The following is a 25,243-nucleotide window of genomic DNA, read 5'->3' as shown; positions in this document are numbered from 1 at the left end:
AGGCCTTGTATTTTCCAGGAGGCTCACCATGGACCCCGTCCGATTCATGCATCCCGACACAATTCGTGCGCTTTTCAGTACAGAGCTGTCAGCGATGTACAAACATGAAGTGCCACTCTATGGCGACTTGCTGGACCTGATTGCCAAGGTTAACACCCAAACCCTGGGCGCCCAGCCCACGCTCGCAGACCAATTGCGCCGCAGTGGTGAAGAGCAGCGCCTGAGTGTTGAGCGACATGGCGCGATCCGTGTCGGTACTGCCGAGGAACTGCAAGGGATGCGCAGGCTGTTCGCAGTCATGGGCATGTATCCAGTGGGCTACTACGACCTCAGCATCGCCGCAGTACCGGTGCACGCCACCGCCTTCCGGCCGATCGAAGCGGCGTCGCTGCGCGCCAATCCGTTCAGGGTGTTCACCTCGTTGCTACGACTCGAGTTGATCGAAGATCTGAAATTGCGTGAGCAGGCCAACCAATTGCTGCGCGAGCGGAGCATCTTCACGCCTGGCGTGCTGGCGCTCATAGAGCGGCACGAATGTGAAGGTGGGCTTAACGACGCGGACGCTAGGAGGTTCGTCCAGGAGGCGCTGGAAACCTTCCGTTGGCATAAGAGCGCGACGGTGAGTGCTGAGCAATACCGCGCACTACATGAGCAGCACCGGCTGATCGCTGACGTGGTGGCATTCCGCGGGCCGCACATCAACCACCTTACGCCACGAACGCTCGATATCGACCGAGCTCAAAGCGAGATGCTTGCACGCGGCATGAACCCCAAGGTGGTCATTGAAGGACCACCGGCTCGCCGGTGCCCGATCCTGTTGCGCCAGACAAGCTTCAAGGCCTTGCAGGAGGCGGTGACATTTGCTGATGGTGATGACGCAGTAGGGCATCACACCGCTCGCTTCGGAGAGATCGAACAGCGAGGCGTGGCGCTGACCCCTGCGGGCAAAGCGTTGTACGACCATCTGTTGAGCAAGGCCAGGCGCACACTGGGCGCAGCGCCGAGCGCAGAAAATGCCGAGGACTATGCGCAAATACTAACAACAGTCTTTACCGAATTTCCGGACGACTACTCCTCTCTGCGCAAGCAGAAGCTCGCTTACTTCACATATGTCGTGAAAAATGCAGCCTTAGCCGATGGGGCTGACCTGGAAACTCTGATCGAACAAGGCGCGGTTGGCTTCGAGCCGCTGGTCTATGAAGATTTCCTGCCGGTCAGCGCTGCAGGCATCTTTCAATCCAACCTCGGCGGCAGTGCCAAGAGCGGCGCCTTGATCCAAGGCAACCGGAAGCAATTTGAGGCTGCGTTAGGCGCGAGTGTAACCGACGAAATGACCTTGTACGCCCAAGCTCAGTCGCAATCCATCGAGTCCTGCCTGCGCGCGCTTGAAATCCCGACAGACAGCGCATAGATTAGCTGACCGCCCAGCCGCCCAGCCGCCCAGCCGCCTAGGCTCAGGCTCAGGCTCAGGCGGCTAGACCGGCCTGCACGGCCATAGTTTCAGGTGTAGTACGCAAGCCATGCACAAGAAATTGCTCCCGTCCATGATGTCGCTGCAGTGCTTCGAGTCCACCGCCCGTCATGCCAGCTTCACTCTGGCCGCCCATGAACTAAACCTGTCGCAGAGCGCTGTCAGCAAGCAGGTTGCTCAACTTGAGCAGATGTTGCAGCGGCGCTTGTTCAACCGGCTGCGCAGCGGCCTGAAGCTTACTGCGGTAGGCGAACTGTACCTGAGCGAAGTTAGCAAGATCCTTAGCCAGACCGACATCTCGACGCGCTTCATTCTGACCTTCGATGGTCAGGCTGAAACCCTGAGAATCGCGACCCAGCCGACTTTTGGCTCACGCTGGCTTATCCCGCGACTTCCTTCATTCAGCGCAGCGTTTCCACATGTTCGGCTGAGTGTACGCAATGAGCTGGAACCGTTCGACCTGTTACAATCCAAGGCCGACGTCGCATTCTTTTACGGCCGTGGCACTTGGCCCGGCGCCCAGTGCGTTGAGCTGTTTCGCGAAGATGTCGTTCCGGTGTGCTCCCCTACGTTGTTACAGCAACGCTCTCTGAAAGCTATCGATGATATCCACAGCCACACGCTCTTGCAGTGCGTTTCACGGCCCGAAGCTTGGCATGACTGGCTGGGCGCCCAGTCCATGACATCCAGAAACAGCTACCGCGGTCCGCAGTTCGACACTTTCGATCTGTGCATTCGCGCGGCGATCGCAGGGCTGGGCGTAGCACTGGTACCAAGGTTCATGGTAACCGAAGAACTGCAGCGCGGCACCTTGCTGATTCCCCTGCACTACTATGCACCCAGCCCGGATGCTCACTATGTGGCCTATGCGACCCAGAGTCATGATTCACTAAAAATTCGGAACTTCGTGGAGTGGGTGTGCGAGCAGGCCCTTGAGTAGGGCGTACGTCATCCAGAAGACCCACAAGTTGCCTTTACAGCGTCTTCAGTTATATGGAAAAACGCGGGATAATTTTTCTTCTATGCAACCTCCGATCAAGTCGGCACGGGTCAGCCGATCTCTGTTGTCTGTTGTAACGACAGGCGACGACATGGGGCCCCACGATGAAACCACTGACCGGACGAATACGTGATGTCGCCGGACTAGTTCTTCAGCTCTACTACCAGGACTCTATTGTTCGTCAGTAACAGCAAATCGATATCAAGTGGTTGCTTGGAACCTCGCATTACCAACCGAAATACTGCGTGGCGCCCCATTCACGGGGTAGCTTCGCTTCGAGCTCGCGCAAGGCAGCATGCTCGACCTCCAGAACACCTCGCGGGTTGAGATAGTTTATACGCAAAATTGGGGTCTCCCTATCCTGATTTAGTCGCCAGCCATTTCCCATTGACGACTCGCCCAACGATTGGATTGTGCCATCACAATCTATGCTATCACGCATCTGCAAACACTTAGATCTGGATCAAGCACCAGCCGAGCTAATAGTTCCCTTCCTGACGGCGGCTCAAACAGAAGGGGTTTCCGTATGGTTACCGTGCTTTTTCACAAACTAAAAGCCACTGACTTTTTCGCAAGAAAACTCCGATAAATAGTTGGGTTAGATAAGTGGCTGTTCTATAAAGCATAAACTACATGTAATGGTTAGTAAGGGGCCGGACTGATGAGAGGGGGCTATTTCAGCACCGGTCGTGTGGCCTGTGCTCACTTGATCGGAGAATCCCTAAGGTGCAGCCCATTATAGCCACAAGCGCCAACAGAGGGTGCGCCACAACAAGCAGGTCTCGAAAGGCGTCATTCATATGAGAACGACAGTAGTGATGGTGTTGTGATAATTGCGGTGAGGAGCGCTTGCTTCTGATTACAGGGGGCGAACTGGCTCTTGAATGGCTTCGTAAAGTGGCGTTTCTGTGTACGAAAGGACGGTCGATAAGGGTGATTGCTTGCCGTGTATTAAATTTTTACAGATCTTGATTGGGGGGTTATCCTTTGATTTTTATGCAGGTGAGTATCGTTGTTCTTCAAGTTTTTTCTAATTGTCATTAAGTCGCTGTGGCTCGAAGTATGTTTTCAAGGTGTTCTCCTAGTATATTCCAGGCCTCATTTTTTTCCTTGGCATAGTCATAATGCAGATAGTGCCGGCGCACCTTTGAGCCTCCCAGCAAGTGATTCTGGCACCGATCAATGATCTCCAGTGGCACGCCTAACTCCTGCATAATTGTCGCGCCGGTTCGACGCAAATCATGCGGAGTCCATTCGCCTTTATTCCCTTGGCCTAGCACCAGAGAGTCGTCATGATGGCGACCGGATAGAGGCTTGCTGCGATTTTTGAAGCAGCTTTGCCGATCCCCGATCAGCTTACTAACTGTTTTGGTATCTACATGACTGCTTTCATCCTTGCTGGGGAAGCAGAAAGGGGTGTGACCGGTTTCTTGTCTAAGGCGCTTGAAGTGCTTCCGTGCGAATGCTGATAGGAATATATGGTGGTCCTGTCGTTTGCCTTTGTGTCCTTTAGTAGTTTCCGCGGGGATAAACCAGGTACCTTTCTCCAGGTCAACATTTCGCCATTCGGATTTCAGCAACTCGCCAATGCGACAGAGCGTGCTGAGACATATCCAGACTGCACATTGCACACGAGAATTTACCGGTCGGATGCCGGAGTATTTCTGGCCAGCGGGTAGGGCGTCGTACTCACGCGCTAGGTGTGTGAAAATCTGTTGGAGTTCTTGGATCTCGCGAATGGAGAGAACACGGTCGCGCTGCTCCCGGTAGTCGTGATCAAGCAGTTTCTTCACGTCAACCAGATCGGCGGGGTTTCCGTCGACCATCAAAGTACGCCAAGGCTTGCGTTTTTCGGCCCATCTCAGCATCTGACCTATGTCTTTGCTGAGGATCACGACTGTACGATTTAAACCACGAGATTTGACCGAGCGCAGCAAGCCTAGCAGATCCTTTTCGGCGATGGTGCGCAGTGGCTTATCGCCAATAGCTGGTAGTACGTCTTTGGAGAAGCTGCGGCGTAGTTCTGCGTTGCCGTCTAAGCGAGAAACTCCGTCGCGCATCCACTCTTCAAAAAGGTCGGTTACTGTTTTGTTCTCCGCAGCCAAGCGTTCGGCTTCCGCAATGGTGGCGGAGAGGTTTGCTTGGGCTTCGATTTTGGCAGCCTTCTTGGCAGATGACGGGTCAATCCCTTCAGCTACCAGTTGGTTTGCTCTTCTGTGCTCAGATCGTAACTCGGCAAGGGTTTTGCTCTTACTGCCATTTTTAGCCCATGTGCCGCAGGCATAGTCTTTGAATTTCCCTTCCCACTTGTAACGGTAGTAAAAGCTCACCGACACACCTTTTCTGCGGGCAATGACTTTCCCCAGCAGATTTCCATCATCTCGGATGGTCCTACCATGATCTTCAGCGGTGAGCGATTCCAATTCCCTGACGGTAATCTTGGCCATTGTCTACCCCTTGCAGGCGGGAGGATGCCTCAAAAAAACCCCTACTTATACCCCTACCGTTGCGGTGGCTCTCTGTAGAATTCTTTGGACTGGGTTAGACCAAATATTAGCCTGAAAGCCCTATGGTTGCTAGCCTGAAGTCATTCTGCTGTGTGCTATTGAAATCCGTTGAACTCTTATAATTAACCGCATGGGGTGCAAGGGGTCGAGTGTTCGAATCACTCCGTCCCGACCAAAAATCCCTAGAAAATCCAGTCACTTAGCGGTGACTGGATTTTTTTATGCGCGGTCGTGCGCAAAACCCGCGCAAAATGCGCGCAAAACTATCCGGCGATTTCGCCGATATCCAGGTCGGCATCGACCTCGGACCACACCACATCTTCGTGCCCTTTCTGATAGTTTCTGGTCATGCCTTCGGTGGTATGCCCGGCGATCTTCTGACCGTCCTTCCCGGCCCGCTTGTACAAGTGAAGGGAGAGGGCACGCACCTCATGAAACCCTGGCATCTCCTCCTCTTTGAGATGGCGATAGCAGCCAGCGGCATCCCTCGCATCCTTGAATGCTCGAGTGAGAAATCTCTCATCGACCTTCGTCCAGTGATCCTTTCCTTCTCGTTTCTTCTTCCGCTCAGGCCGGCGGTGTACAAGGTACGGCGACAGGATGTCATCCCGGCATCTGGTCAGAACTTGGCTCAATTGGTCGGTGACTTTCAGTTTCAGCCAGCCCGAGTCCGAAGCCTTCTCGGTTTTGCTCTGGACCACATACAGGTATCCGTCCCGCACATCCTCGAACTTCATGTCGAGGATATCGCCGCGGCGCTGCGCTGTTATCAATGCGAGATCGATCGCGTTCTGGAGCCAGCGCGGCGACTTCTCGCGTATCGCTTTCAAGCCTTCCACTGTGTGCCGCTTACGCTGCTTCTTTTCCAGCTTCGGCATCGTGTTCGAGGCGGGGTTGTCGGGGCATAGCCCCTTAGCTGCGGCATGGTTGAATAGGTCAATCAGGATTGCGCGCGCCTGGTTACTGGCGCGGGGCGTCAGCGGCTCGAGAAACTCCGCGATCATCCTGATGGTGATCTGGTCAATGGGTCTTTCGGCCAGCTCGGCACGGATCTGCTTGAAGCGCACCGCGTACAGGTCAAGGGTCGCCTTCGCTAGCTCGCGCGGTGGCAGCACGTCGCGTTCGTAGGTGACCAGGAACTCCCCCAGCGTCACTGTGGTTTCGCCAAGGACCTCGGCCACCAGATCACCGCCTCGCAGGAAGGTGGTGTTGAGCTGGGCCGCCGCGTCGATTGCCGTGCCTCGGTCGGCGCCGAACTGGAACCACTTGCCGTCGGTGGGGCGGCGATAGCGATACGTGTCCCTCCGAGCGTCAAAGTACAGGTTCATGGGTAGGCCCCTGTTGGCCTTGTTCCTGGGTCGAGGAACCATCACGCCACTCCTTTCAGCACCATATCAACCAGACTGTTGCCGGTGAGCCGCTGGTAAGCCGCCCAGTCCACGTACCAGATGTTTCCAACCCGCTCGCCAGGAATCTTGCGGTTGCGCAGGTGATTGCGAATCGCCTGGGCGCACAGTGGCGTTCCGTTCTCGCCCCATTTCCGGCGCTGGAACTCGCTGATCTTGATCAGTTCTCTCTTCATTATGGTCTCCACGCCGCCGGTGGCGGCAGGTTGGTGGTCAGGCCAGCAGCACTTCACGCACGACTTCCCAGAGTCGGGCGTCGGGCCATTGGTAGCGATCGAAGTCCGTATCCGGCTGGACGCCGTAACGGCAGCTGGAGTGGGCGCCGGCGGGGTACTCGCCGCGCTTCTGCATGATGGTGGCCACTCGGCCGTCACCGCCCGGCTCGGTCCGGTGGTACTCGTAGGCCCTGGTGGTATACAGATCGCCCGCGGCAATGGTGCATGTCGAGTGGTGCACCATGTTGGCCCTGCCGTCTGGGCTCCACGGCCTGCCGCCGCGAGCCTGCCGCGCGCCCTCGTGCAGATAGAGAACGAATTCACCGTCATCCAGGCGGCGCATGTCGTAGCAGTGGTTGATCTGTTTCCCGACCAAAATCCGCGATACGAAGTTGAAGCGGTGGTCGTGGATTGCCGAGTGCTCGAAGCAGCTGCGGCGGGGCAGCTCGGGGTGCCACACATGCAGGCGCTGATCGCCCTGCAGCTGAACCTGAACAAAGCCCAGGCCGTGTAGTGTGATCTTGTCAGTCATGACGTCATCAATGATCATAAGCGTCACTCAATGAAAGGGTTCAGGGAAGGTTATGGGTAATAGTGGTGAACTTTCTAATCTGATTGATTTTCTCGGTAAACTAGCGGGTTGCTCTGTTCTATTTTTAGGGGTGGCCTTCTGTGCTGGCTATTTTTATAGTTCAGCCTATTTAGAATTTTTCGGTGCTCGTTGGTTTTTGAGCGGCTTCACATTTATTGAGTTTGTGGTTAGGGGGATTTGGAATGCAGTATATGGCGCTATCGGACTGCTGGTTTTAGTTGTCGTTACCCAGAGCTCAGTAGTAACCGAGAAGCATTTGCTTTGGATGGCTCGCATTGTTTGCTACCCTTTCTTTGCGATTTTTGCTGTAATTATTTTCTACGACGAGTATTCCAATGGTGCGTGGGGTTCAGTTTATAAAAGCTACTGGTTAATGTCTTGGACGTTGATGAGCCTAGTGGTTGCAGCTGCCAATTGCATGCATCCAGTATCTAGTGGGTATGTGATATTCAAAATTTTTAATGTGGTTCTGTTTTCTGTGCTGTGCTACTCAGTATTGGTCGGGTTTCCAATTTTTAACGCTCAGGAGGATGCACAGGAGCTAGCGAATAATAATAGGGCGAAGATGATGAAAGCTTATAAAGAGGGCTTTGCGGAAGTTCACTTCGTCGTCGATTCAGCCAACGGTAAAATCTTACTTTTAAATAAGGACACCTCATTGATGGTGGTAGAGCCTACTGACGGTTGGCGGATTGCAAAGTCGATCAGGTAGTCCATGTACATCAGGGGCGGGATCATGGCATCAGCTCCTTAGGCACCTGGACAGTATTGCCAAGCTTGGCCTTTACCAGGCTGCGACAGAAAGCGATGAGGAGTGTTGGGCCGTAGCACCAAAAGCCGGTACCGACTGGGCCCGCGCTGTAACGAAACTGAGCATCTGAAAGATGAGCCTGGTAGTGGGCACTTGCGTGATGCTTGTCGATCAGTGGCCCACCCTGAAGCCAGCAGGTAGAGGGCCGGTAGCCATATCCCAAGGCGGCACCGCGAACGGTACAACTAGCGGGCTCGCCCTGTGGGCTGATGATGCAGGTGTGATCCTCGCTGTCTTGGGTGTAGCCCTCAGCCTTGGCCACCGCCCAGTCCAGCGCCGCGCCGCTCAGGTTGGATACCCTCACTTCGATCAGGTCGGTCATGGCTGCGCACTCGGCGGGGAAGGAAGGGGCATCCAATGGGTGGCGTACTGGTCGTACCAGAATCCCCACCCTTCGGTGTCGTCGTAAACGTACTCGGAAAGCGCGATTTCGCCGGACTCGCAGACGATCAAGTAATCCGCTTTATTCTCCTCAGGCAGCCTGTCGCTGCACTTGATCCATTCGCTCACAGCTCATACCTCTCATCAATCCAGCGCCCAGGCGCCATAGCGGGTGTAGGTTCGGGTTGGGTTTCGTGCGGGGAGAGCTGGCGCTCGTTGTTTGTATGGAAATGCTTGAGACATAGCTTCGCCTCGCCGCCATTCGGCGGAACGGTTAGGATTGATGGAAAGAAGGCAGACCACGAAGGTCTACCAGGCAGAAGCCTTGGAAAGGCTCAAACCTTGTTGTGCATCGTGGGGGGCAGGACCATACCGGAACGTGAAAGAAGGTACCGCGCATACAAGTTGCTTCGCGAACTCGATTCGCTTACATCATCGACAATGAATCAGGTGGCATATGGCCGTCTTGGCGGCCCGGGCTGGCAGGCCATGTGCGAGGCGCATCGGGCTGCCTTCAATCAATGGATTGAATTTGCGGAGTCACTTTCGAACGGAAGCGAAGCAATCGAAGGTTACGAACAGTCGTCCTCAATAACTTATACAAAAAATTAGTTTTGTATAAGTATCTACGCCGACTGTCGATCAGTTATTGTTTTCGATAAAGGACACTTGAAGTTTATGTCGCGTGCCTTACTTTGAACTCCCTATGGATCTGATATCTAGATTGAAGGAGGGTGGCATGCGAGTTCGTGGAAATGTGTTCTGGGATTGGGCAGATCCAGCGCTTCACCACCGTACTCATGACGAAACACTCGACGACGGAACATATATTGATGTCCAGGTGAGGCTTTCACGCACAGGGCAAACACAAATGTTCATCGGCGTTTATGCACCTCAAGGCATGGCGGTGCATGAGGAGGCGTTTGACTCCCGTCCTGGCGAGTCGATGACCCGTGCTATGGCTTGGGGTGTCGGGCGGGCGCGCCGGATTGCCACGGAAGGCTTGCCTGCCGTCACATCCAAAGCGTCTGCTGGGTAGAGCTGTCGTCACCCTGGGGCTGGAACAGGCTCTGACACTGAGCCAGCCCCTACTGGCTGCGATATCGCGGCAGTGAATAGAGGGAGAGAGGTTACTGCGGGATGTAGTAAACATGTGCTCGATGCTAATCCTCCGAATCGTCCGAATTGTTGGAATTCCGCACTGCGCGCCTCGATTTGGTGCCACAATCATGGCATAGGGACATCGGCACGTATCCTCGAGCCAGCCCTTCAGGACACCAGTCCAATGCTAAGCAATGAAGATTTTCGCTACATGTCCCATCGGCACCTACTTGATCTAGATGCTTCTAATTCCAGGCTTAGGCACTTGGTTGGTAAAGGCGAGGTGAGCGGTGTGGACTGGGATGATGCTGTTGGCTGGTATCAGAGTTCATACGACGCTTGGGTCAAATTTTTGAGACAAAGAGATCAGCCTTCCTTGCCAGTGTGATCCGATATCGCAGAGGGACCTGCGATTTTCACCCTTAGCCCGCCTCGGAGTTTTCCGACAACGCAGCCCTGGCAATCGAGCCATCCTCCACAAACCAAGCTTCATGTTCGTGCCAGAGGATGTTCGCGGGCTCGCCGCTCACGCTGTCCCATTCGTTGCCAATGTCTTCAGCGAAGTGGTCCCGGTCGGCGTAGAACTTCAAAGCAGCTCGCAGCCGCTCAGGCTCGCCAGGATCTGCTGGCGCTGGGTGGGTGTAGAGCTTGGCACCGAGCCTTGGCATGCGCCCAGCAGCCCAAGCAATCTCATGCAGACCCTTGCCGAATGCCACGACTTCGCCCACCGGCTCGCCCTGGTGCTGGGCTGGCTGGCCGTAGCTCAGCACGCACAAGTGATCCGGCAGGCCATAGTGCTTTTGGACATGGGTGATAGTCCGGCGTAGAACCGTGCCGGTGTAGTCGAGGGCATCATCGATCTCGCGGAGCAGAACCGTGTCGCCCACGGCGAACTCACGATCTGAGCAGTCCCGGATCTCGCCCGTCTTGAGGCCGCTGAGCAGGTCAGCCAGCGGGGTCTGTCGGATCTTCAGTTCGTGCTCGCGCGGCACGCTGACCATCTCTGTGTTGCTGGATCGGTTTTCTGTGGGCATGGGATACCTCGCGGTCGTCACGACCGAATTGGCTGTCAAGGGGGTAGGGGCTGAATGAAAGTTTCTCGCTGTAGAAGCGCTTCCTACAGGTTTCACCCATGGATGCGAAAACGGTCGTGATAGGAACATGGAGACCTACTCACCACAGAGGCTCCTTACCATGAAGCGACTAATCAGCCTTCTAAAACTCGTCACAGCTCTGCTGAGAGCGATCTACTGGATCCTGCGTATCGGTCAGCTGTGAACGGATCAGGCGGCTTTATGGATATCAGGCCTCCAGTCCGACCAGCCGATAACGGGCATCTTGGTCTTGGGGCTGATAATCGTGCGTCCCTTTTCGTCGAGCAGGGCGGCCTTGCAGCGGATGCGCAGGTCTCGACACGCCCCAGCTCGCTTGGCCAGCTCGATGAACTGCTGAGCATGCTGCGGGGTGTCGTACAGCACGCTCAGTTGCTTGACCTTCTCGCCGGCCATGATCGCCTCAGCGTTGCGCTGCACCGCCTCTTCCCACTCGGCGAGCGTCATGTCCAGGGGGGGGGGCAGCCAGCCTTTCCGCTGGGCTTGGTGGCCTTGGTTTTCTTTCGGGCATCGGCAAGCGCTGCTGCGGCGGTCATGCCGAACACTGCGAATGTGCTCATGCTCTACTCCTGCGCCCTGCTGACGCTTGGTGATGGCAAAATGGCTTCAATTAGTGTTTTCTACTGTGTGGCATGACGCCAATAAGGAGATCAAATGAAGCCGGGAGATGATGACTTGACCCAAACGAATGAGCCTTTGGCGGCCGCCAAGCGTCTTTACGAGCAATGCATTCAGATAAGAAATTTCGAAATCGGCCAGCTTGCCAACAGAAACAACTTCCTTATGATTTTTCAGGGCGTCCTTTTCGCTGGGCTGGTCCAATCGGCTGGGGCGTTCCCAGTGGTCTCGTTCATGGCTTGTGTAACCGGTGTGATCGTTTCCTGGTACCAGACACAGATCGCAGCGGGGGCAAAATACTGGCAAGAGCACTGGGAACATGAGCTTAAAGAGGCAGAACTCCGATTGATTAAGCTCCTTAACGATGTTGGAGATCGAGCACCCGTCGAGCTTTTTTCCAAGAACCCGAAGCAGATCAAAGCTGACGTTCAATCTCGGCTTGAAGTGGGAACCGGAAGTAGCATAATTCGAGCTCTAATACTTCAGAAGTACTCTGTGAGTCGGGTTCCCATCAAACTCGGCATATCCCTCATGGGGATCTGGGCAGTTTTGCTACTTTGCACGGTCAACTTTGGATGGTGTATTACGGTCCCGGACTTCATTACGGGCTTCAAGCGTTAGTTTGCCCAAATTTGACCGGATCTAACCGCATCAGGCTGCGTTTCGCTTGAGCTGGTTGATCAGCTGCGTCGGCAGGTTCTTGATGACCAGGCTGGCTCTCTCTTGGTCGAACTCGACGCGTTTGCCGAGCAGGTGTGCTTCGAAGCTGATTGACATACCCTCGGCGCGCCCGGTGAAGCGCCGGTACTGGGTGAGGGTGCGTTTGTCTGGGGCGAAGCTCTCGGCGATTCCGTAGTCGCGGGCCTTGATGAAGTCTGCGAATGTTTGCGGGTTGTCTTCGTCCAGCAGGGCTGATAACTCGGCGAGACTTACTGGTGCCCCGATCTTGCCCTGCTCCTGGGCATAGGCCACCAGGTCACCGCTTTTCTCGCTCGCAGTATCGCCGGCCAGGTCCTGATCCTTCACGAAGTCGGTGAAGGCCTTGAGCAGCGTGCGGGTCTCGCCGGGCGCGTCGATGCCTTCCTGAGCTCCGATGAAGTCGCGGAAGTAGGCGGTAGCCTTTCGCCCGCCCTTGGGCTTGATGAACGACACGTACTGCCGTGACGCCGGGTTGTTCTTCCACTCGCTCAGGTTAATGCGTGCGGCGAAGTGCAGCGTGCGCGCGTCGAGTTGACGCGAGGTTGCGACAGTCAGGTCATGGGCAACTGCTACCGTCTCGATCTGCTGCAGGATCGCGATCGTCAGGTAGTCGGTCATGCCTTGGGTGTATAGGGCGAAGATGACGTGGCCGCCGACTGACAGGTTCGACTCTTCCATCAGCCTGGCCAGGTGCTCAGCCGCGGCGCGGGTGAAGTCGATGAACGCCATTTCGTCGGTCATGGACTTGGCCAGCCAGCCGCTGAGCGGGTACGCGCCGGACTCGGGATGGAAGAAGCCCCAGCCCTTGCCAGTCTTGGCGTTGTAGGTGTCGTTCACATCGTGCAGCAGGTTCTCGATGGCGCCGCTTTCCGGCAAGTCCGAGCTGGCCAGGTGCAGAACCGCCGGGCTGCCGTCTGGCTTCTTGTCGATGAAGTGCATCACTGCGTGGCGAATAGGCATGGGTGATTCTCCGTGGCCGGCTGGCGGCATGGTGGCAATTTGGGGTGGGATGGGGTATTACGGGTGACCGGCATGTGGCCGGGCAAAGGACTTGCTATGAATACAGCGGATTTCGAATTCAGCTACGATCGTTTCAGTGCCACTTTGACCAGAAATCATCGAGGGCTCAACACTGCTCAGCAGCTATTAGCAGCCATGGTTGCGCACTGGCCTACGTTCTCCAGCACGATGCTGAATGGCAACGCGAGCATCGCGATTGACCAAACGGGAAATATTTCCGGCGATGTTCTCGGGAAACAGTTTGAGATTACGTTTGATGTGGTGGCAAACGATGATCAATGCCGAGTCGAAGCATTAATCTTGGTGCCGTCCATTCATGCGGACAGAAAAGTAGAGGCAGGTCGTTTCTATTTCTCTCCAGAAGGGGTCGTGCAAACAATCTCCAATGAGGTGCTGTTGCTTGAAGACGAGGACGTCATGAGCTATCGGCTGCTATGCGCAGTTTTGCGAAAAGTGCTTTCGAGTCCTCGTACCGCATAAACAAACGGGAGGGGCTGATCGGTCTTGACTGGAGAAGTTTCAGTCGCCTCCTCCATTTTTTCCCCTGGTGCGCTGGCTTTGTCTGCATGTTGAAGTCTTGCGCGCCGTGCCTGAATTGCTACGTCCGGATCTCAACTCGCTCCGCAAGCAGCATCAAGCCGGTATCGTCCGGATCGTCGCCGGGCTCCAGGCCCGGCGCGCGCAGCTCTCGGCCCAGCCTGAACTGATCGAGCTTGCGCACCACAGAACTGGAAAGTTTGATTTCGTGGCGCGGCGCACTGAGGAAGTGGCGGGCCGCTTCAGGCCCTAATTCATGGATGCGGTGGATCAGCAGGGTCATGGCCTCGCCGTTTTCCTCGACTTCGGCCCATTCCTTGATCTCGACCAGGGCCTGCTTAGTCCCCGGCCGAACCTTCAAGCGCAGGTCTTCTTCCTGCAGGCGCTCGGCCTTGGCCCTGCGCTTCTCGTCGCGGGCCTGCTGAGACATCGCCATACGGCACCTCCTTCAATCCGCTGGGGGGGATCCGCATTTGCAGCTGGCGCCGGCGCTGCTGCGTGATTTTCTGGATGCGTCTCATGGGTGGCACACCTCAATGGGCGTTTTCTTCGTCGAGCCCGACGGCATGACTACCAGTAGACGCCTGCTTCCTCGGTATACGCCCCAAGGCTGACCAGTGGACCTGGCCATGGCTGCCGCATATTTCACGGCAGGCACGGGCTCTGAAATGGTGGCGATCATGGACAACCCCGATTCCGCTGGAGCGGGAAGTCGATTTCGAATAGCGCAAGCAGCCGTACGAGCCTGCAGTTGCCGATCCCCAGCTCAACGGTCACGCCGCATCGGGACATTCCTGCATCGCGAAGGGCGATGATCTTGTCGGCCATGTCGCGGTCCTCCTGGGTTGGCCCGGGCTTTTCCTTCACTGGCCGGGGCTGCTTTGTCCGTGAGGAGAACTTGAAGCCCTCGCGGGCAGCTACTCCCCACATTGCGCCCTTGCTTTCGCCAAGAAGACTCGCGACCTCGGTGCAAGTCATGGTCTTGGCAAGCTCTGCGATTCTTTCCACGCGAGCCCTGACTCGGCTTGCGTGGTCGGTTGGCGCTTTTTGCGCGATCGCTTTGGCGGGCTTCTTCCTTGGCTTTGGGTGCCTGCGCGGCGGAAGCGGCTGGTAAGTGAAACCATCCAGCACGATGAGCTGGCCGCCTGAGGCAAAGAAGGCCGCTGGTGCGTCCTCCAGGTCGATTGATGGGTTCATGTCATCCTCACTTGATCCGTATGGATGATTTACCGCGCTCAAGCCGCGCGCCTTTCACCTCTTGCCCGGCTTTTATGCGGTCGGCAATGGCTTTCTTGTCAGGGGTGTGGGTGACCTTGGTGGAAACCAGATCATCGTCCAGCAGCTTTTCGTCATCGACCACAACCGACTCGCGACCTTTGGCCAGGGTTATCGTGAAAAGTGGGCAGCTGATCTTGGTGATCTCCGCCGCCTCCATGTTCTCGCGTAGGTACTCAATTATCTGGCCCTTACGGTTGGACATGATCCGCTTGCGCTCCTGAAGTCGATCGATCTCGGCATCCACGGCCTCGATATCGCCATCCATGTTCAGAATGACCCTGCTTACTGCCAGTGCCTTGTCGTTGAACTCAGCCTCAATGGCGCCCATGGTGTCGCGCACAGCGATAGCCATGTCTTCGTCTGCGTCTTGCATCAGCACGGCAAGTTCTCTGTACTGGCCTGTCAACTCGTAGAGATGGCTCATGCTGCTGCTCCTTCTAGCTCGGACTTGCGAGCCTCGAACGCCTCAGTGATTCGGCGAATGAACGCGACTTCATTGCGCGCTGTGGCGCTCTTGATAAATCGCGTGTTGAGAGTCTTGAGTTCGTGCATGGTCACAGCGCCGGCCATGGTCTCGATCGATGACTTGAGCCATTCCAGGCGCTCTAGGCGCTGCCGCTCCTGCTCGGCCGCCTTGTCCTCGGCCTGTTCGATGGCCTGCTCGGCCTGCAGCTGTTGCACGTAATCCGTGTCTTCGAACATGCCAAGGAACACGTCGGCGCTGAAGCCCAGCATGGACAGGGCCTTCTTGATAGCGTCGGTCAGCGACTTCTTGGGCGCCTCGCCATCAGTGGTGGTGCCGTACTTAGACTTGTAGAGGTACTGAGTGCAACCGTACTGCTCGATCTCGCCGCGCTTGCCGTCGAGCATGAACCAGAAGGTGATCTTGATGGTGTGGTTGAGCTCGAAGCCAAGGCTGACGCGCTTGTCGCCTTCGCCGCTGAACATCTCGGCGCCTTTGTCGAAACGCTCCTCAACCACGTTCCAGCCGAAACCGATGCCGGCCGGCCCGAATACCTCGGTGGCCTTCATGATCATGGCGGTGCCGTTCAGGCTGGTGATCTGCTGGCCGCCGACCTTGGCGTCCTTGGTGAATCGGGTGTCGGTCGTCTGAACCTTTTCCCAGATGCTCATGTTGGTGGTCATTTGAAAACCTCGCGCCAGGCCGGCGCCGTAAGTTGAAAGGTGGTGATGCCAGGTCACGCAGGCATGAGGGTTGACCCACGCCCTGGCTGCCGGTGATGGGTGCGCGCTCTACCGGCTTACGCTCCCTTGCGGGCACGGTTATCCCCGCGGGGCCCGCCGTACTCGGGTGCGTGTGATTCGGTAGTTGGATTCGGCTATCAGCCGATGATGTTTTGCAGGCCTTCTCGGGCGCCGTTGTTCTTGATAGGCCAGAAGTCGTAAGCGAAAGCAGACAGTGCCATGTGCATTTTGTTGGCGCGCTCCATGCCCGGCTTACGCAGTTCGTCCTTGAGATAGCACCACTGGAGCTCGCCATAGGAGTAGGACTTGGTGTTGGTGAGGTGATCCTGCTCGACCACTTTCCCCAGTTCTTCGAAGAAGGCCGCTTGGCCGTCGCTGCCCATCGCCCAGAAGGCCTTGGCGAGGATTTCAGGGGTCAGGTTCACGACCTGGGGCTGTTCGAGTTGTACGCAGATATCGGACATACGTATCTCCCGCGCCATCCATGCGGTTGGCGCTGATGTGTTTGAGTTATCGGGCTTTTGCGAATGCCATCGCCATGGCTGTTTGAGGCGCAGCTGACTTCACGATGGCTTCGGCGCGCTCGCAGTCGGCTTGCTCGAACCAGCCAAAGTGGCAGACGCCGACTTCGATCTGCATCTGCTCGGCCAGCCAGCGGTAGGCCTGTGTGCGGCCCATTCCGGTATCAGTGATGTGCTTGTGGAAGACAGCCTTGCAGCGGTTGCGCACGGCGCGCAGCGCGCTATCGGCCAGCGTCCCGAGCGGAATGTCTGTATCTGGGTGCAGGCCTACATAGGCGTAGCAGCCAGAGCAGAGGTAGGCATACGGCCAGTCGCCGTAGCTGCGCCCGTTGTAGATCTCCGAGTTGCAGACCAGATCAACCTGGTCACCGCAGTAGCGGCACTCGCACGGAGCTGGGAGCGGGTTCTTCACGCGTTTGAGTGCCCTGCGGCTGACGTGAGGCAGCGGAACAGGCGCAGCAATGCGCTCGGGGGCGTTTGCCCGAGGATCGATTGTCATGGGGTTGTCCTAGTTGGTGATGGAGCCAGCCAGTGCGCTGGCGAGCATGAAGGCGGTACAGGCGAATAGGGCAGAGAAGGAGCCGCGCCAGATGACCAGGCGGCGGGCGCGTTGGTAACGTGTCATGGCCGTGGCCTGGTGCTGATCGGCCGGCGCTTCAGCCACTCGGCCTTGATCGGATAGCGCAACTCGTTCACCAGCATGTTGCGTGGGAACTCGAAGGTGCCGCGCACCTGGGCAGCCTTCGCTTCATCGACCTGCTCGTCGATGAGCGTCTTCACGATTGGTGTGGTCATGCAACCTCCTTGCGCCCATCAACGATCTTGTTGAGGCGCTCGCAGTAGTGGTTGAACTCTTCGATGGTGATGCGTCCGTCGCGGAGCATTTCCGTCAGCTGATGGCCGATGATTGTTGAGTAGCTGATTGGCGTACCCGGGTGCACCAAGGCATCAAGCTGCTGATCAATCAGGACATGCGGGCTCATGGCTCCCATGCCTCGTAGACCTGGGCCTGTACTCCGGCGGCGGCGAATGGCGTCAGCAGATCGCGCGCCAGTCGCTCTAGTACTGCGTCAGGGCAGGGCGAGGCCATCACCTCGTGGTACACGTTGTGCGCATCGCTCGCGTCGCGGCGCCGTGCGGCCAGAAGAAGCCTGCCCACGGCACTTGGGCTAGTGATGCCTGGCGATGCGTGCTCGTCCACGGCCTGGGCGAAGCGCTCGTAGGTGACACCGCGGACCTCGCTGCCAACCTGGAACGTCGCATCGGCGCCACGCAGAAGCTGATGGAACATGTCCTGAATCCAGATCTCGCCCGCCCCGGCCTGATCACTCACCGTCGGCGGCATCCGGTTGTCGTACTCAAACTGTGCTGCTCGCAGTGCGCCCATGGCGTCCTCCAGGTTGGTTGTGCAGCCGCATTGGCCAGACGCCAGGCGCGGGTGACCAAACCCACCGTGAAAGGTGGCCTGGCGCCTGCCAATGCGGTCGTATGTGAAGGGAAGGGGGTGTGGATCTAGGTAGTGTGTCGTTGACGCTATGTGGTCGGGGCCGGCGGTGGGGTCTTAGCCCGAGCCGCCGGCAAATAGAATTGCTACTCGACGATGCAGATCCACCGATGGTTTTGCCGGTATGGCGCTCTGGTAAATGCAACGTCTGTTACGAGTTTCATGCCGCGCTCTTGGAGAGCTTTGGTCAGTTGAGCGAGTGTCTCTGCCTGGATAGTCATTGCTGTTACCTCGTCAGATTTACTGCGTTCATAATTCCTGACCAAGCAGGCAATTAGCTGATTCAATTTTTTTGACTGCTTTGAAGATGCATCGGGGTGTGATCTGGTATTGAGCGCCCCGTTTCCGCGTTTCGGCGCATCCATCTAAGCGCTTGGGTTTCAGCGGCCACGTCTCACAGATCACACCCCAATGCAGCCTGCGATGGGGAGCAGGGCATCGGGCAGTTAACGACAGGCTGTCGGTAGGTCAGCGGTGGGTCAGCGAGAGGCTGCTGATGATGCAGATTGAGCCATCCTCGGCTGGCGTGGCCTCGGTGTAGTCGATCTGGTTGTAGACTCCGCCGTGGAACTCGAAGAGATGCGAGTCCCAGGTGTCGCCGAGCTGCAGGGCGCCTGACGAGCCCGACACCCCGTTACACTGCGCCGAAACGGTCACCAAGCCCTGGGTCGTGACGTCGATGGAAACGGTGAACTTCGCCCCGATCGGGACGCCTTTCAGCACAGTCGTGTTCACCGGCGTGGCCAGGTTATAGGTTGTGCGGAAGCCCATCGTGATGTTGCCCTTGTTCCAGAACACCTTAACCGGTGGGCCGTCATCGCCTCGCACATGCAACTGCGAGATCACGACCTTCTGGGCAGAGTTGACCTTGGTAAGGGTCATCTCCTGACGATTGCGGTGGTTTGCTGCACTGGCCAGGGACCAGTTTGTAGTCTCAGACCACTCGCAGCGGGTCCGACGGGTACTTTTGCTCGAGGCGCCCTTGGTGGGAGCCGAAAATTGGATAGAACCGTCACTCAGGACCTTCACGACGCTCGGAAACTGGGCGATTGCTACAGCGCCGTTCACCTCAAGGGCGACTGGATTTGTCGAAGATACTGGTACGGGTGTGGTGATCGTTAGATTGCTGATGTTTACGGTCATGGGGTGTTCTCCTGACGATAAAATCATTGGCCTGGCACGATTGCCTTCCAACCGTGATGCGGGCGCCCGCATCCCTCTGGGCACTCTCGGAATGCGCAGAGGGATGCGTGGCCGGGCGTATCGTCTGGGCTGAACTGACCCTGTCGCCAAGGCCAGCCAGTGACATCGTCATGCCGCGAACAGCTCTTGCTGCTGCGGCGCTTGCGTGAGGTAGGCGACCAGCTGTTCGGTAGGCCATTCCGTAACGTCGGTCCAGTCGGGGTGCATGACCTTGAACACGGCTGGGTGCAGCCATTGGCCCTGCTTTTTGTCCGGACTGATGCAGAACTTGAAGCCTTGGTCTTTCAGGTGCATGTCGTGTTCCTCCAGTGGATTCCAAAAGCACCCGGTCGCCCAGGTGCTTCAGTGAATCTCGTGGTGTTTCTCCGCACCCGCTTACCAGGTCATTCACTCAGTTCGGTCAACACCTCGTCCGCCGTCGCAGTGGGCTGCGCGTGGGCAGGCTTTCGGGCCTGTCGGATCGCCGGTCGCGGGTAGAGGCAAGTGCGATTTTGTTCATCGGTTTACTGACCTCCCACCGATGGAGCCGGGAGTGACCTAATCGGCTGGGCCGGGTAGTCGGGCATGGCGCTGGCTGTTAAAGAGCGGTGAGGCTTGAGGGCCTTCCGAGGGGCTGTGCGGCGCCCCCATGGATTAAAGTTACCGCACGGTAATAATTCAAGTCAATACCGTTCGGTAATAAAGTTTCACGCGCCCACAAAAAAGCCCGCGCTTGGCGGGCTTGGGATGCCAGTGTGGTGGCTACATAGAATCGACCTGTGCCTTCAGCCTGTTTGCTGAAAGCTCATACTGGCGCTCATAGGCATCGCGGTCGTCGTCAATCAGGTGGTCCAGATAACCGAGCCACGAGACGTACATGTCGGACAGCTCTGATTTCAGCCGTGGCAGACGATCTGCCTCGGCCTTGTACAAGGCTTTTCCTTTGCTCTTGGCGTCATCTACGCAGACCATGACCACATCCAGGCGGTGATGGAAGGCCTCCGACCAGCGCTTGCTGCCCTCGCCATATTTTCTTTCTGCATCCCAAACCTTGGTCTGCTGCTCAATCGCATCAATGCTGCAGACGGCGGGCAGGCCATTCATCTTTTCGATATAGGTCGGCTCTGCGGGAGCCAGGGTTGACCAGAGGAGGGAAGTGAACAGAGTAGCTAGAAGTAGCTTGCGCATTTTGCTCTTCCTGAGAAAGCGCCATCGTATCACCCCATCCGCCATCACGCAGGCAAAGAAAAGCCCGCACTGCTATGCGGGCTAAAGGGAATTCGGATGTGCCTTGACTGTGCAGGGTAGGGCGTGAAAAAAGCGTGAAGGCATGAAAACGCCCGCCGAGGCGGGCTCTGTGCGACGGGTGCTGATCCTTCAGCGTGGCAGGGCAATAACCGCTACTTCTCGATCAGTGTAAGATCTAGTTCTTGCTGTCGTCCAAATCGGGCTGCAAATTTTGCTTCGTATTCAGCGCTAGTAGCTGATGATTCAGCCATTTCCAGAATGCGCCCCATGTGAATACGCAATGCCCGAACACCAATTTCATTAAGAAATTGGAAAAGCTTTTTCTTCTTCGGGTCCCGGTCGCGTAGCGCCCGCAGAAGGTCTAGGACCTTTCCGCTACTTTGTGCAAGGGGGTAGTAAATATGCTTACGAGTCAGGTGCATCCATTTCCATGGTTTCCCTCTCGTAGGAACGGGAATCTTGTACAAGCGATGCCAGGCGAGGTAGAGCTCATTAGGGAATTCTTGCTCATATTTTCGAGCCTCTTCCTGAACGAAGTGCCTGAATGCGGCAACAATCTCTTCCTTCGTTCTGTCATATCCGGCGAGAGCGTATACCAGCCCCTGAATACCAGCCTTGCCCGATGCGCCAAGAATGATGCGGGCTTGCTTGGCAATATGCGCTTGGCTTTTAAGTAGCTTGCCTTCTGACTCCGCTGTTACGACGGCATTGCAGATGTCGATTAGAATCGTAACATCGTAACCATAAATCGTTGGAGCAGGAGCTCCGCTGCCCGGCGATAGACCCTGAAAAATCATAGGGTTAGAGAGCTTTTCGCGAAGTTCGTGCCCAACGTAGGGAGAGATCTTTTGCCCCTTGATGAATGCTGGAAGCCGGCTTCCGCCTTCACCAAGGCCTAGGGTTTCACCCATCCCCCGCTGGCTGATCACCGCTGTCTTTAAATCGTCGTCGATGACATAGCATTCGACGTCGAAACCAAAGTCTTCCCGGAAATTGCCCTTGTGAGTGGCCTTTAGAGGTTTTTCTCCCCACCTGGCGGCAGCTGCTTTCTTTGCGATCTGGCGCCGTTCTTCTGCAGACAATGCATCTGCCCTGGCTTTACCTCCAGCCGCTTTAGGTGATTCATTTTTATCAACCATGCAAGCATCTCCATGCGGTTATGCTTGCATGGTAGGTTTCAGTGCCCATAAATGCAAGCATTATTAAATTTGTATGCTTGCATGAGGTTGTCTCGCCTAAATCAGATGCGTAGAGGTATGCCTTTACTCCTTCGTCCGCTCAATCCTTCCCGCTTTCACTTCATCCCCATACCCCACCAACCGATCCTCCCCAGCCTGCATCACCTGGCAGATCCTGATCACTGCCTGGGCGTCGGCCTCGTTTCCGGCCTCACTCAAGCGCCCAGCAATCCGCATCAACTCGACGGCCGACCATTTGAGGTCTGAGGCCAAGCCCTGAAGGTCGCGGCGCAGGTCTTGGTTGGGCTTGGTTAGGGGCATGGCTAGAAACTCCGCCCGGTCCACCAGTAGATAATCTGAGCCAGAACGGTGATGTCCGCCTCGCGATCGCCCGGCACCTCGATTGGCGGGTACTGCCCGTTGTCAGAGATGATGGTCAGCCCGTCCAGGCCCCGCTGTATCCGTTTGATCTGCAGCTTCCCGCGCATGAGGAAGAAGTAGATGGCATCGTCTTCAACCGAGTTGACCCCAGCATCTACGAGCACTGCATCACCGCTGCGGATCGTCGGCGCCATGCTGTCACCACGGCCTGAAATGAGCTTGAGGTTCTCCAGCTTGGTATAGGTCAGGTTCTGGCGTACCCAATTCGCATCCAGGCTCATGTGCTCAACAACCATGTTGATGTCGGGAGGCTCCGAGCCTGGCCCCATGGATCCCTCGATGTCGTAGCGGGGCACATCCACCAGGTTGCGGTAGCTTTTTATCTTCTGGGCCAGCGGGGCGGGAAGGCCTTCGATGCTGATCGTGTCCGACGTCAGATCAAGCGGCGCGTCCAGCGCATACCTCGATAAGCCGAAAGCCTCTTCAATAGCTCTCGCGAAGCTCTCGCCTATCGTCTTAGCGCCTGGACTTTCGGGCTGCGCCAAGCAGCGGGAAATGAAGTTTTGAGGCTTACCAAGCTTGATCGCCAGGCGCGACTGCGCCCCACGGACCCCAGCTCCGTACTCCCTGTCCATCAGTTTCTGCAGGTTGTGCCTGCGCACATCACGTAATTCCATTGCGCGATTCTCTATGGCCATTACTTTCCGGTAAATGACCATCCGGTATTGATTTAAAGGTTACCGAGCGGTAATAATTTGCGCATCACAGAGGAGATTCGTGATGCGAACCAAGCACACCAAGTTGTTGGAGTGGCTGAAAACCGCCTCGGACGCGGATGTTGAGCAGACCGGCACCAGCCGCGGTTACCTGAAGCAAATTGCGTATGGCAACAAGCAGGCGTCGGCGGTGCTGGCCTCTTCCCTTGAGCGCGTGAGTGATGGGCTTTTGACCCGTAAATCTCTGCGCCCAGAGGATTGGGACGTGATCTGGCCTGAGTTGCAGTGGGTAGCCTGATCATGTCTGAGAGCCAATTAAGCCTCAGCGAAGGCGACATCGCCCGAGAGATCGAGACCCTGATCTTGCAGCGGGTTGCACAAATCAGCCAAAAGCGCATTGCCCTGGAAACAGGTTGCAGCGAGTCGACAGTTTCCCGCTGGAATGACGGTGAGTACCTGCGATGGGCGAAAGTACAGGCGATGCTTGGTCTTCGGGTTGTCCCACAGACTGCAGTAGTCGTGACTGCAGAGTACCTTTCCGCTTTGGAGACCATGGCCAGAATCGGTCTCAAGGCCGAGAAGAAGCGGCCGGGCCCACTGGGGTGGGACTGACATGCAATTCACCGTCACGATCAATCAGGCGAAGGCGCTCGACTGGGGTTTGAATGCCCAGCAGGCGTTGCTGTTCGCGTTCGTCTACGAGTGCCCAAGCTGGGCCACGTTGGTCAAGACGGACAATGGTGATTTCTACGCCTTGAGCAAGGCGAAGATCGTAGAGGAGCTGCCGCTGCTCACCGACAAGCCGGATACCGCTTACCGCCTGCTGAAGGCGATTGCAGGTGCCGGCCTGATCAACCTTTCCAGCACCAGCAACATCACTCTTGTTCAGTTGACCGAGAAGGGCAAGGAGTGGAACAAGAAGCTGGACGGGTCGGAAAAATATCCGACCATGAAAGAGAAGGTCGGAAAAAAATCCGATCCTGCACCTCGGAAAAATCTCCGAGCAAGGTCGGACAAATTTCCGAGCAAGGTCGGAAAAAAATCCGAGCCAGGGTCGGAAAAATCTCCGACAAATCAGGATACCAGTAATCAGGATACCAATCAGGGTACCAGTCACAGTGTGCAGGAGGCTCCGGCTGCGCCGTCGCAACCTGCCGCGCTGATGCTGGTTTCTTCGTCTGCACCGCGATGCGAAATCCCAGCCGACATGCCGGGGCCGAAAGACCCGACATGCAAAACCTTCAAGGCCTGGGCCAACTACGCCATGGCCTACCGCAATCGTCATGGGGCATGGCCGGTGTGGAACGCCAAGGCCGGTGGCCAGATCGGTCAGCTGGTCGACCGCCTGGGCGTCGAAGTTGCCCACCATGTCGCCGCCTACTTCGTCCGGATCAACGACAGCAAGCTGGTCAACCGCATGCACAGCCTTGGCGACCTGCTCCAGAACGCCGAGGCATACCACACCCAGTGGGTGACCAACCGCCAGATGACCGGCACTGCTGCCCGCCAGATTGAGCAAACCCAAGCCAACTACAGCGCCGCCGAGCAGGCCCTGGAAGCGCTTAGAGCCAAGAGGGCTGCAACCCATGCTGAGTGAAGACCAGCAAGACCAACTGCTGCTGTCCCTGTTCGCCACCGCTGAGCTGATGGGCCAGCAGCTCACCCAGGGCGCTGCGCTGCTGATGGTCGAGGACCTGCGTGAGTACAGCGAGGGCGTGCTGTCCGATGCCCTTCGCACTTGCCGCCGTGAAGGTGGGCGCCTGACCGTTTCCGCGATCCTCAAGCAAGCGCAGGCCGCTGATGGTCACCCTGGCAAGGACGAAGCCTGGGCCATCGCGCTCTCGGCCAGCGACGAAAGCGAGACGGTGGTGATGACTGCCGAGATCCGGCAGGCCATGACTGCGTCCGGTCCTGTGCTGGAGGCTGGCGACAAGGTCGGCGCCCGTATGGCCTTCATGAGTGCCTACGAGCGCTTGGTGATCGCCGCCCGGGCTGCGGCGCTATCAGCCAAGTGGGAAGTCTCTCTGGGCTATGACGCTTCCCGTCGCGTGATCGCCATCGAATCGGCGGTGCGCTCGAAGCTAATCAGCCAAGAGGTGGGAGCCAAGCATCTGGAGCACCTGCGAATTGCTCATCCCACTGAAGATGGTCGCGCCATCGCAGGCCTGATCAATGGCCGGGTGAGGGCCAAGGCCAGCCCCAAGGTGCGCGAAAAGCTCGCTGAGGTGCGCTGCATCATCGAGGCCGCCCAGGCCAAGAAGGACCAAGCGCGCGCGAAGGAAGTCCAGCGCCGCCGCGTCGATACCTACCTACGCAAGCGGCAGACACGCGCTGCCATTACTGAGTTGAACATCAAGCACGCCGTTCAGCCGGCCGGGGAGGAGGTGTGAAGAGTGAAATCTTGAGCAGGAAAACTGATCGACCTCTAACCCGCGATGACACTTTTTCGCAAGGTTTCCGCGGGCTTGAGGCCGTTGCGCGAGATTTTATAAATCCGAAAAGTATTGATCAAGGGGGCGGTATGGCTGAGTTAACCATTCGCTTGCAAGGAGGCCGCGC

At 56.9% G+C, this 25,243-nt stretch carries 34 protein-coding genes; 10 read left to right on the top strand and 24 right to left on the bottom strand.

Annotation, left to right across the window (positions count from 1 at the left end; genetic code table 11):
• Positions 1–28: 28 nt before the first annotated feature.
• Positions 29–1,411, top strand: a complete 1,383-nt coding sequence (hglS, locus tag ACTYOL_RS16255) for a 2-oxoadipate dioxygenase/decarboxylase HglS (RefSeq protein WP_444756624.1) — start codon at positions 29–31, stop codon at positions 1,409–1,411.
• 109 nt (positions 1,412–1,520) lie between these two features.
• Positions 1,521–2,411, top strand: a complete 891-nt coding sequence (locus tag ACTYOL_RS16250; RefSeq protein ID WP_444756623.1) for a LysR family transcriptional regulator — start codon at positions 1,521–1,523, stop codon at positions 2,409–2,411.
• A gap of 1,100 nt (positions 2,412–3,511) precedes the next feature.
• On the opposite strand, the gene ACTYOL_RS16245 is transcribed toward ACTYOL_RS16250, so the two are convergent.
• The 4 genes from ACTYOL_RS16245 to ACTYOL_RS16230 all read right to left on the bottom strand — a co-directional run bounded on the left by ACTYOL_RS16245 (position 3,512) and on the right by ACTYOL_RS16230 (position 7,149).
• Positions 3,512–4,918 (bottom strand): tyrosine-type recombinase/integrase, encoded by a 1,407-nt coding sequence (locus ACTYOL_RS16245; protein WP_444756622.1) that lies wholly within the window; start codon positions 4,916–4,918, stop codon positions 3,512–3,514.
• Between the two features lie 323 nt (positions 4,919–5,241).
• Entirely contained in the window at positions 5,242–6,348 is a 1,107-nt protein-coding gene (locus tag ACTYOL_RS16240) for a tyrosine-type recombinase/integrase (protein WP_444756621.1), read from the bottom strand.
• Positions 6,348–6,560 (bottom strand): hypothetical protein, encoded by a 213-nt coding sequence (locus ACTYOL_RS16235; RefSeq protein WP_444756620.1) that lies wholly within the window; start codon positions 6,558–6,560, stop codon positions 6,348–6,350. The genes ACTYOL_RS16240 and ACTYOL_RS16235 overlap by 1 nt, the downstream gene beginning before the upstream one ends.
• Positions 6,561–6,597: 37 nt before the next feature.
• The gene (locus tag ACTYOL_RS16230; protein WP_444756619.1) at positions 6,598–7,149 is read right to left on the bottom strand and encodes a hypothetical protein; all 552 of its coding nucleotides are present in this window, start codon (positions 7,147–7,149) and stop codon (positions 6,598–6,600) included.
• A gap of 34 nt (positions 7,150–7,183) precedes the next feature.
• Between ACTYOL_RS16230 and ACTYOL_RS16225 the strand changes: the two genes are divergently transcribed.
• On the top strand, positions 7,184–7,903 hold the full coding sequence (locus ACTYOL_RS16225) for a hypothetical protein (protein ID WP_444756618.1): 720 nt from the start codon (positions 7,184–7,186) through the stop codon (positions 7,901–7,903).
• Positions 7,904–7,925: 22 nt separating this feature from the next.
• Here ACTYOL_RS16225 and ACTYOL_RS16220 read toward each other — a convergent pair whose 3' ends face one another.
• Both ACTYOL_RS16220 and ACTYOL_RS16215 read right to left on the bottom strand, forming a co-directional pair.
• Positions 7,926–8,324: a phage protein NinX family protein gene (locus tag ACTYOL_RS16220; protein ID WP_444756617.1), complete on the bottom strand. Its 399-nt coding sequence runs from the start codon at positions 8,322–8,324 to the stop codon at positions 7,926–7,928.
• The gene (locus ACTYOL_RS16215; protein ID WP_444756616.1) at positions 8,321–8,512 is read right to left on the bottom strand and encodes a DUF551 domain-containing protein; all 192 of its coding nucleotides are present in this window, start codon (positions 8,510–8,512) and stop codon (positions 8,321–8,323) included. The genes ACTYOL_RS16220 and ACTYOL_RS16215 overlap by 4 nt, the downstream gene beginning before the upstream one ends.
• A gap of 610 nt (positions 8,513–9,122) precedes the next feature.
• On the opposite strand from ACTYOL_RS16215, the gene ACTYOL_RS16210 reads away from it, so the two are divergent.
• Positions 9,123–9,422 carry a hypothetical protein gene (locus tag ACTYOL_RS16210; protein WP_444756615.1) on the top strand — a complete coding sequence of 100 codons (300 nt, stop codon included), beginning with the start codon at positions 9,123–9,125 and terminating at the stop codon, positions 9,420–9,422.
• Between the two features lie 484 nt (positions 9,423–9,906).
• Here the strand turns inward: ACTYOL_RS16210 and ACTYOL_RS16205 are convergent, their stop codons facing one another.
• Both ACTYOL_RS16205 and ACTYOL_RS16200 read right to left on the bottom strand, forming a co-directional pair.
• Positions 9,907–10,518 carry a DUF3850 domain-containing protein gene (locus tag ACTYOL_RS16205; RefSeq protein ID WP_444756614.1) on the bottom strand — a complete coding sequence of 204 codons (612 nt, stop codon included), beginning with the start codon at positions 10,516–10,518 and terminating at the stop codon, positions 9,907–9,909.
• 249 nt (positions 10,519–10,767) lie between these two features.
• Positions 10,768–11,043 carry a hypothetical protein gene (locus ACTYOL_RS16200; protein WP_444756613.1) on the bottom strand — a complete coding sequence of 92 codons (276 nt, stop codon included), beginning with the start codon at positions 11,041–11,043 and terminating at the stop codon, positions 10,768–10,770.
• A gap of 207 nt (positions 11,044–11,250) precedes the next feature.
• Here ACTYOL_RS16200 and ACTYOL_RS16195 point away from each other — a divergent pair, with 207 nt between their 5' ends.
• Positions 11,251–11,835, top strand: a complete 585-nt coding sequence (locus ACTYOL_RS16195) for a RipA family octameric membrane protein (RefSeq protein WP_444756612.1) — start codon at positions 11,251–11,253, stop codon at positions 11,833–11,835.
• 30 nt (positions 11,836–11,865) lie between these two features.
• Here ACTYOL_RS16195 and yejK read toward each other — a convergent pair whose 3' ends face one another.
• Complete coding sequence (gene yejK / locus ACTYOL_RS16190; protein WP_444756611.1) at positions 11,866–12,873, bottom strand: nucleoid-associated protein YejK; 1,008 nt, start codon at positions 12,871–12,873, stop codon at positions 11,866–11,868.
• A 12-nt stretch (positions 12,874–12,885) separates the two neighbouring features.
• Here yejK and ACTYOL_RS16185 point away from each other — a divergent pair, with 12 nt between their 5' ends.
• Positions 12,886–13,413, top strand: a complete 528-nt coding sequence (locus ACTYOL_RS16185; RefSeq protein WP_444756610.1) for a hypothetical protein — start codon at positions 12,886–12,888, stop codon at positions 13,411–13,413.
• Between the two features lie 118 nt (positions 13,414–13,531).
• Here ACTYOL_RS16185 and ACTYOL_RS16180 read toward each other — a convergent pair whose 3' ends face one another.
• From ACTYOL_RS16180 to ACTYOL_RS16110, 15 genes are all read right to left on the bottom strand, one after another.
• Positions 13,532–13,906, bottom strand: a complete 375-nt coding sequence (locus ACTYOL_RS16180; RefSeq protein WP_444756609.1) for a hypothetical protein — start codon at positions 13,904–13,906, stop codon at positions 13,532–13,534.
• 242 nt (positions 13,907–14,148) lie between these two features.
• Positions 14,149–14,667 (bottom strand): hypothetical protein, encoded by a 519-nt coding sequence (locus tag ACTYOL_RS16175; RefSeq protein ID WP_444756608.1) that lies wholly within the window; start codon positions 14,665–14,667, stop codon positions 14,149–14,151.
• Positions 14,668–14,674: 7 nt separating this feature from the next.
• Complete coding sequence (locus ACTYOL_RS16170; protein ID WP_444756607.1) at positions 14,675–15,172, bottom strand: siphovirus Gp157 family protein; 498 nt, start codon at positions 15,170–15,172, stop codon at positions 14,675–14,677.
• Positions 15,169–15,894, bottom strand: coding sequence for a hypothetical protein (locus tag ACTYOL_RS16165; RefSeq protein ID WP_444756606.1), 726 nt, complete (start codon positions 15,892–15,894; stop codon positions 15,169–15,171). The genes ACTYOL_RS16170 and ACTYOL_RS16165 overlap by 4 nt, the downstream gene beginning before the upstream one ends.
• 197 nt (positions 15,895–16,091) lie before the next feature.
• Entirely contained in the window at positions 16,092–16,418 is a 327-nt protein-coding gene (locus ACTYOL_RS16160; RefSeq protein WP_444756605.1) for a hypothetical protein, read from the bottom strand.
• A gap of 46 nt (positions 16,419–16,464) precedes the next feature.
• The gene (locus tag ACTYOL_RS16155; RefSeq protein ID WP_444756604.1) at positions 16,465–16,974 is read right to left on the bottom strand and encodes a zinc-finger-containing protein; all 510 of its coding nucleotides are present in this window, start codon (positions 16,972–16,974) and stop codon (positions 16,465–16,467) included.
• 122 nt (positions 16,975–17,096) lie between these two features.
• On the bottom strand, positions 17,097–17,270 hold the full coding sequence (locus ACTYOL_RS16150) for a hypothetical protein (RefSeq protein ID WP_444756603.1): 174 nt from the start codon (positions 17,268–17,270) through the stop codon (positions 17,097–17,099).
• Complete coding sequence (locus ACTYOL_RS16145) at positions 17,267–17,458, bottom strand: hypothetical protein (RefSeq protein WP_444756602.1); 192 nt, start codon at positions 17,456–17,458, stop codon at positions 17,267–17,269. The genes ACTYOL_RS16150 and ACTYOL_RS16145 overlap by 4 nt, the downstream gene beginning before the upstream one ends.
• A complete protein-coding gene (locus tag ACTYOL_RS16140) occupies positions 17,455–17,766 on the bottom strand; it encodes a hypothetical protein (RefSeq protein WP_444756601.1) in 312 nt (103 codons plus the stop codon). The genes ACTYOL_RS16145 and ACTYOL_RS16140 overlap by 4 nt, the downstream gene beginning before the upstream one ends.
• A gap of 681 nt (positions 17,767–18,447) precedes the next feature.
• A complete protein-coding gene (locus ACTYOL_RS16135) occupies positions 18,448–19,122 on the bottom strand; it encodes a polysaccharide lyase family 7 protein (protein WP_444756600.1) in 675 nt (224 codons plus the stop codon).
• A 168-nt stretch (positions 19,123–19,290) separates the two neighbouring features.
• The gene (locus tag ACTYOL_RS16130) at positions 19,291–19,476 is read right to left on the bottom strand and encodes a hypothetical protein (protein ID WP_444756599.1); all 186 of its coding nucleotides are present in this window, start codon (positions 19,474–19,476) and stop codon (positions 19,291–19,293) included.
• A 447-nt stretch (positions 19,477–19,923) separates the two neighbouring features.
• Entirely contained in the window at positions 19,924–20,349 is a 426-nt protein-coding gene (locus ACTYOL_RS16125; protein WP_444756598.1) for a hypothetical protein, read from the bottom strand.
• Positions 20,350–20,561: 212 nt separating this feature from the next.
• Positions 20,562–21,548 carry a P63C domain-containing protein gene (locus ACTYOL_RS16120; RefSeq protein WP_444756597.1) on the bottom strand — a complete coding sequence of 329 codons (987 nt, stop codon included), beginning with the start codon at positions 21,546–21,548 and terminating at the stop codon, positions 20,562–20,564.
• Between the two features lie 123 nt (positions 21,549–21,671).
• Complete coding sequence (locus ACTYOL_RS16115) at positions 21,672–21,908, bottom strand: hypothetical protein (protein WP_444756596.1); 237 nt, start codon at positions 21,906–21,908, stop codon at positions 21,672–21,674.
• Between the two features lie 2 nt (positions 21,909–21,910).
• Positions 21,911–22,645, bottom strand: a complete 735-nt coding sequence (locus ACTYOL_RS16110; protein WP_444756595.1) for a S24 family peptidase — start codon at positions 22,643–22,645, stop codon at positions 21,911–21,913.
• A 103-nt stretch (positions 22,646–22,748) separates the two neighbouring features.
• On the opposite strand from ACTYOL_RS16110, the gene ACTYOL_RS16105 reads away from it, so the two are divergent.
• Genes ACTYOL_RS16105 through ACTYOL_RS16090 form a run of 4 tightly spaced genes read left to right on the top strand, consistent with a single transcriptional unit; the run spans position 22,749 to position 25,074 of the window.
• Positions 22,749–22,982, top strand: a complete 234-nt coding sequence (locus tag ACTYOL_RS16105) for a hypothetical protein (RefSeq protein ID WP_444756594.1) — start codon at positions 22,749–22,751, stop codon at positions 22,980–22,982.
• A gap of 2 nt (positions 22,983–22,984) precedes the next feature.
• Positions 22,985–23,296 carry a CII family transcriptional regulator gene (locus tag ACTYOL_RS16100; RefSeq protein ID WP_444756593.1) on the top strand — a complete coding sequence of 104 codons (312 nt, stop codon included), beginning with the start codon at positions 22,985–22,987 and terminating at the stop codon, positions 23,294–23,296.
• A 1-nt stretch (position 23,297) separates the two neighbouring features.
• Positions 23,298–24,281, top strand: coding sequence for a phage replication protein (locus ACTYOL_RS16095; protein WP_444756592.1), 984 nt, complete (start codon positions 23,298–23,300; stop codon positions 24,279–24,281).
• Complete coding sequence (locus ACTYOL_RS16090) at positions 24,271–25,074, top strand: hypothetical protein (protein WP_444756591.1); 804 nt, start codon at positions 24,271–24,273, stop codon at positions 25,072–25,074. Before ACTYOL_RS16095 ends, ACTYOL_RS16090 begins: the two co-directional genes overlap by 11 nt.
• Positions 25,075–25,243 lie beyond the last annotated feature (169 nt).

Origin of the sequence: Pseudomonas sp. A014, from assembly GCF_052378495.1 — a bacterium.
Taxonomy (GTDB): Bacteria; Pseudomonadota; Gammaproteobacteria; order Pseudomonadales; family Pseudomonadaceae; genus Aquipseudomonas; species Aquipseudomonas machongensis.
Note: the sequence above shows the minus strand (reverse complement) of the source record. Positions and strands in the feature narration are given on the sequence as shown.

What these genes read in the sequence shown, in the direction of transcription:
- ACTYOL_RS16235 (WP_444756620.1), bottom strand. Translation starts at nt 6,560, where the DNA reads ATGAAGAGAGAACTGATCAAGATCAGCGAGTTCCAGCGCCGGAAATGG.
- ACTYOL_RS16155 (WP_444756604.1), bottom strand. Translation starts at nt 16,974, where the DNA reads ATGACAATCGATCCTCGGGCAAACGCCCCCGAGCGCATTGCTGCGCCT.
- ACTYOL_RS16095 (WP_444756592.1), top strand. Translation starts at nt 23,298, where the DNA reads ATGCAATTCACCGTCACGATCAATCAGGCGAAGGCGCTCGACTGGGGT.
- ACTYOL_RS16100 (WP_444756593.1), top strand. Translation starts at nt 22,985, where the DNA reads ATGTCTGAGAGCCAATTAAGCCTCAGCGAAGGCGACATCGCCCGAGAG.
- ACTYOL_RS16090 (WP_444756591.1), top strand. Translation starts at nt 24,271, where the DNA reads ATGCTGAGTGAAGACCAGCAAGACCAACTGCTGCTGTCCCTGTTCGCC.
- ACTYOL_RS16160 (WP_444756605.1), bottom strand. Translation starts at nt 16,418, where the DNA reads ATGTCCGATATCTGCGTACAACTCGAACAGCCCCAGGTCGTGAACCTG.
- ACTYOL_RS16120 (WP_444756597.1), bottom strand. Translation starts at nt 21,548, where the DNA reads ATGGTTGATAAAAATGAATCACCTAAAGCGGCTGGAGGTAAAGCCAGG.
- ACTYOL_RS16225 (WP_444756618.1), top strand. Translation starts at nt 7,184, where the DNA reads ATGGGTAATAGTGGTGAACTTTCTAATCTGATTGATTTTCTCGGTAAA.
- ACTYOL_RS16145 (WP_444756602.1), bottom strand. Translation starts at nt 17,458, where the DNA reads ATGAGCCCGCATGTCCTGATTGATCAGCAGCTTGATGCCTTGGTGCAC.
- ACTYOL_RS16140 (WP_444756601.1), bottom strand. Translation starts at nt 17,766, where the DNA reads ATGTTCCATCAGCTTCTGCGTGGCGCCGATGCGACGTTCCAGGTTGGC.
- ACTYOL_RS16220 (WP_444756617.1), bottom strand. Translation starts at nt 8,324, where the DNA reads ATGACCGACCTGATCGAAGTGAGGGTATCCAACCTGAGCGGCGCGGCG.
- ACTYOL_RS16230 (WP_444756619.1), bottom strand. Translation starts at nt 7,149, where the DNA reads ATGATCATTGATGACGTCATGACTGACAAGATCACACTACACGGCCTG.
- ACTYOL_RS16180 (WP_444756609.1), bottom strand. Translation starts at nt 13,906, where the DNA reads ATGGCGATGTCTCAGCAGGCCCGCGACGAGAAGCGCAGGGCCAAGGCC.
- ACTYOL_RS16110 (WP_444756595.1), bottom strand. Translation starts at nt 22,645, where the DNA reads ATGGAATTACGTGATGTGCGCAGGCACAACCTGCAGAAACTGATGGAC.
- ACTYOL_RS16195 (WP_444756612.1), top strand. Translation starts at nt 11,251, where the DNA reads ATGAAGCCGGGAGATGATGACTTGACCCAAACGAATGAGCCTTTGGCG.
- yejK (WP_444756611.1), bottom strand. Translation starts at nt 12,873, where the DNA reads ATGCCTATTCGCCACGCAGTGATGCACTTCATCGACAAGAAGCCAGAC.
- ACTYOL_RS16170 (WP_444756607.1), bottom strand. Translation starts at nt 15,172, where the DNA reads ATGAGCCATCTCTACGAGTTGACAGGCCAGTACAGAGAACTTGCCGTG.
- ACTYOL_RS16205 (WP_444756614.1), bottom strand. Translation starts at nt 10,518, where the DNA reads ATGCCCACAGAAAACCGATCCAGCAACACAGAGATGGTCAGCGTGCCG.
- ACTYOL_RS16150 (WP_444756603.1), bottom strand. Translation starts at nt 17,270, where the DNA reads ATGACCACACCAATCGTGAAGACGCTCATCGACGAGCAGGTCGATGAA.
- ACTYOL_RS16240 (WP_444756621.1), bottom strand. Translation starts at nt 6,348, where the DNA reads ATGGTTCCTCGACCCAGGAACAAGGCCAACAGGGGCCTACCCATGAAC.
- ACTYOL_RS16115 (WP_444756596.1), bottom strand. Translation starts at nt 21,908, where the DNA reads ATGCCCCTAACCAAGCCCAACCAAGACCTGCGCCGCGACCTTCAGGGC.
- ACTYOL_RS16130 (WP_444756599.1), bottom strand. Translation starts at nt 19,476, where the DNA reads ATGCACCTGAAAGACCAAGGCTTCAAGTTCTGCATCAGTCCGGACAAA.
- ACTYOL_RS16245 (WP_444756622.1), bottom strand. Translation starts at nt 4,918, where the DNA reads ATGGCCAAGATTACCGTCAGGGAATTGGAATCGCTCACCGCTGAAGAT.
- ACTYOL_RS16250 (WP_444756623.1), top strand. Translation starts at nt 1,521, where the DNA reads ATGCACAAGAAATTGCTCCCGTCCATGATGTCGCTGCAGTGCTTCGAG.
- ACTYOL_RS16125 (WP_444756598.1), bottom strand. Translation starts at nt 20,349, where the DNA reads ATGCGCAAGCTACTTCTAGCTACTCTGTTCACTTCCCTCCTCTGGTCA.
- ACTYOL_RS16135 (WP_444756600.1), bottom strand. Translation starts at nt 19,122, where the DNA reads ATGACCGTAAACATCAGCAATCTAACGATCACCACACCCGTACCAGTA.
- ACTYOL_RS16200 (WP_444756613.1), bottom strand. Translation starts at nt 11,043, where the DNA reads ATGACGCTCGCCGAGTGGGAAGAGGCGGTGCAGCGCAACGCTGAGGCG.
- hglS (WP_444756624.1), top strand. Translation starts at nt 29, where the DNA reads ATGGACCCCGTCCGATTCATGCATCCCGACACAATTCGTGCGCTTTTC.
- ACTYOL_RS16210 (WP_444756615.1), top strand. Translation starts at nt 9,123, where the DNA reads ATGCGAGTTCGTGGAAATGTGTTCTGGGATTGGGCAGATCCAGCGCTT.
- ACTYOL_RS16165 (WP_444756606.1), bottom strand. Translation starts at nt 15,894, where the DNA reads ATGACCACCAACATGAGCATCTGGGAAAAGGTTCAGACGACCGACACC.
- ACTYOL_RS16175 (WP_444756608.1), bottom strand. Translation starts at nt 14,667, where the DNA reads ATGAACCCATCAATCGACCTGGAGGACGCACCAGCGGCCTTCTTTGCC.
- ACTYOL_RS16105 (WP_444756594.1), top strand. Translation starts at nt 22,749, where the DNA reads ATGCGAACCAAGCACACCAAGTTGTTGGAGTGGCTGAAAACCGCCTCG.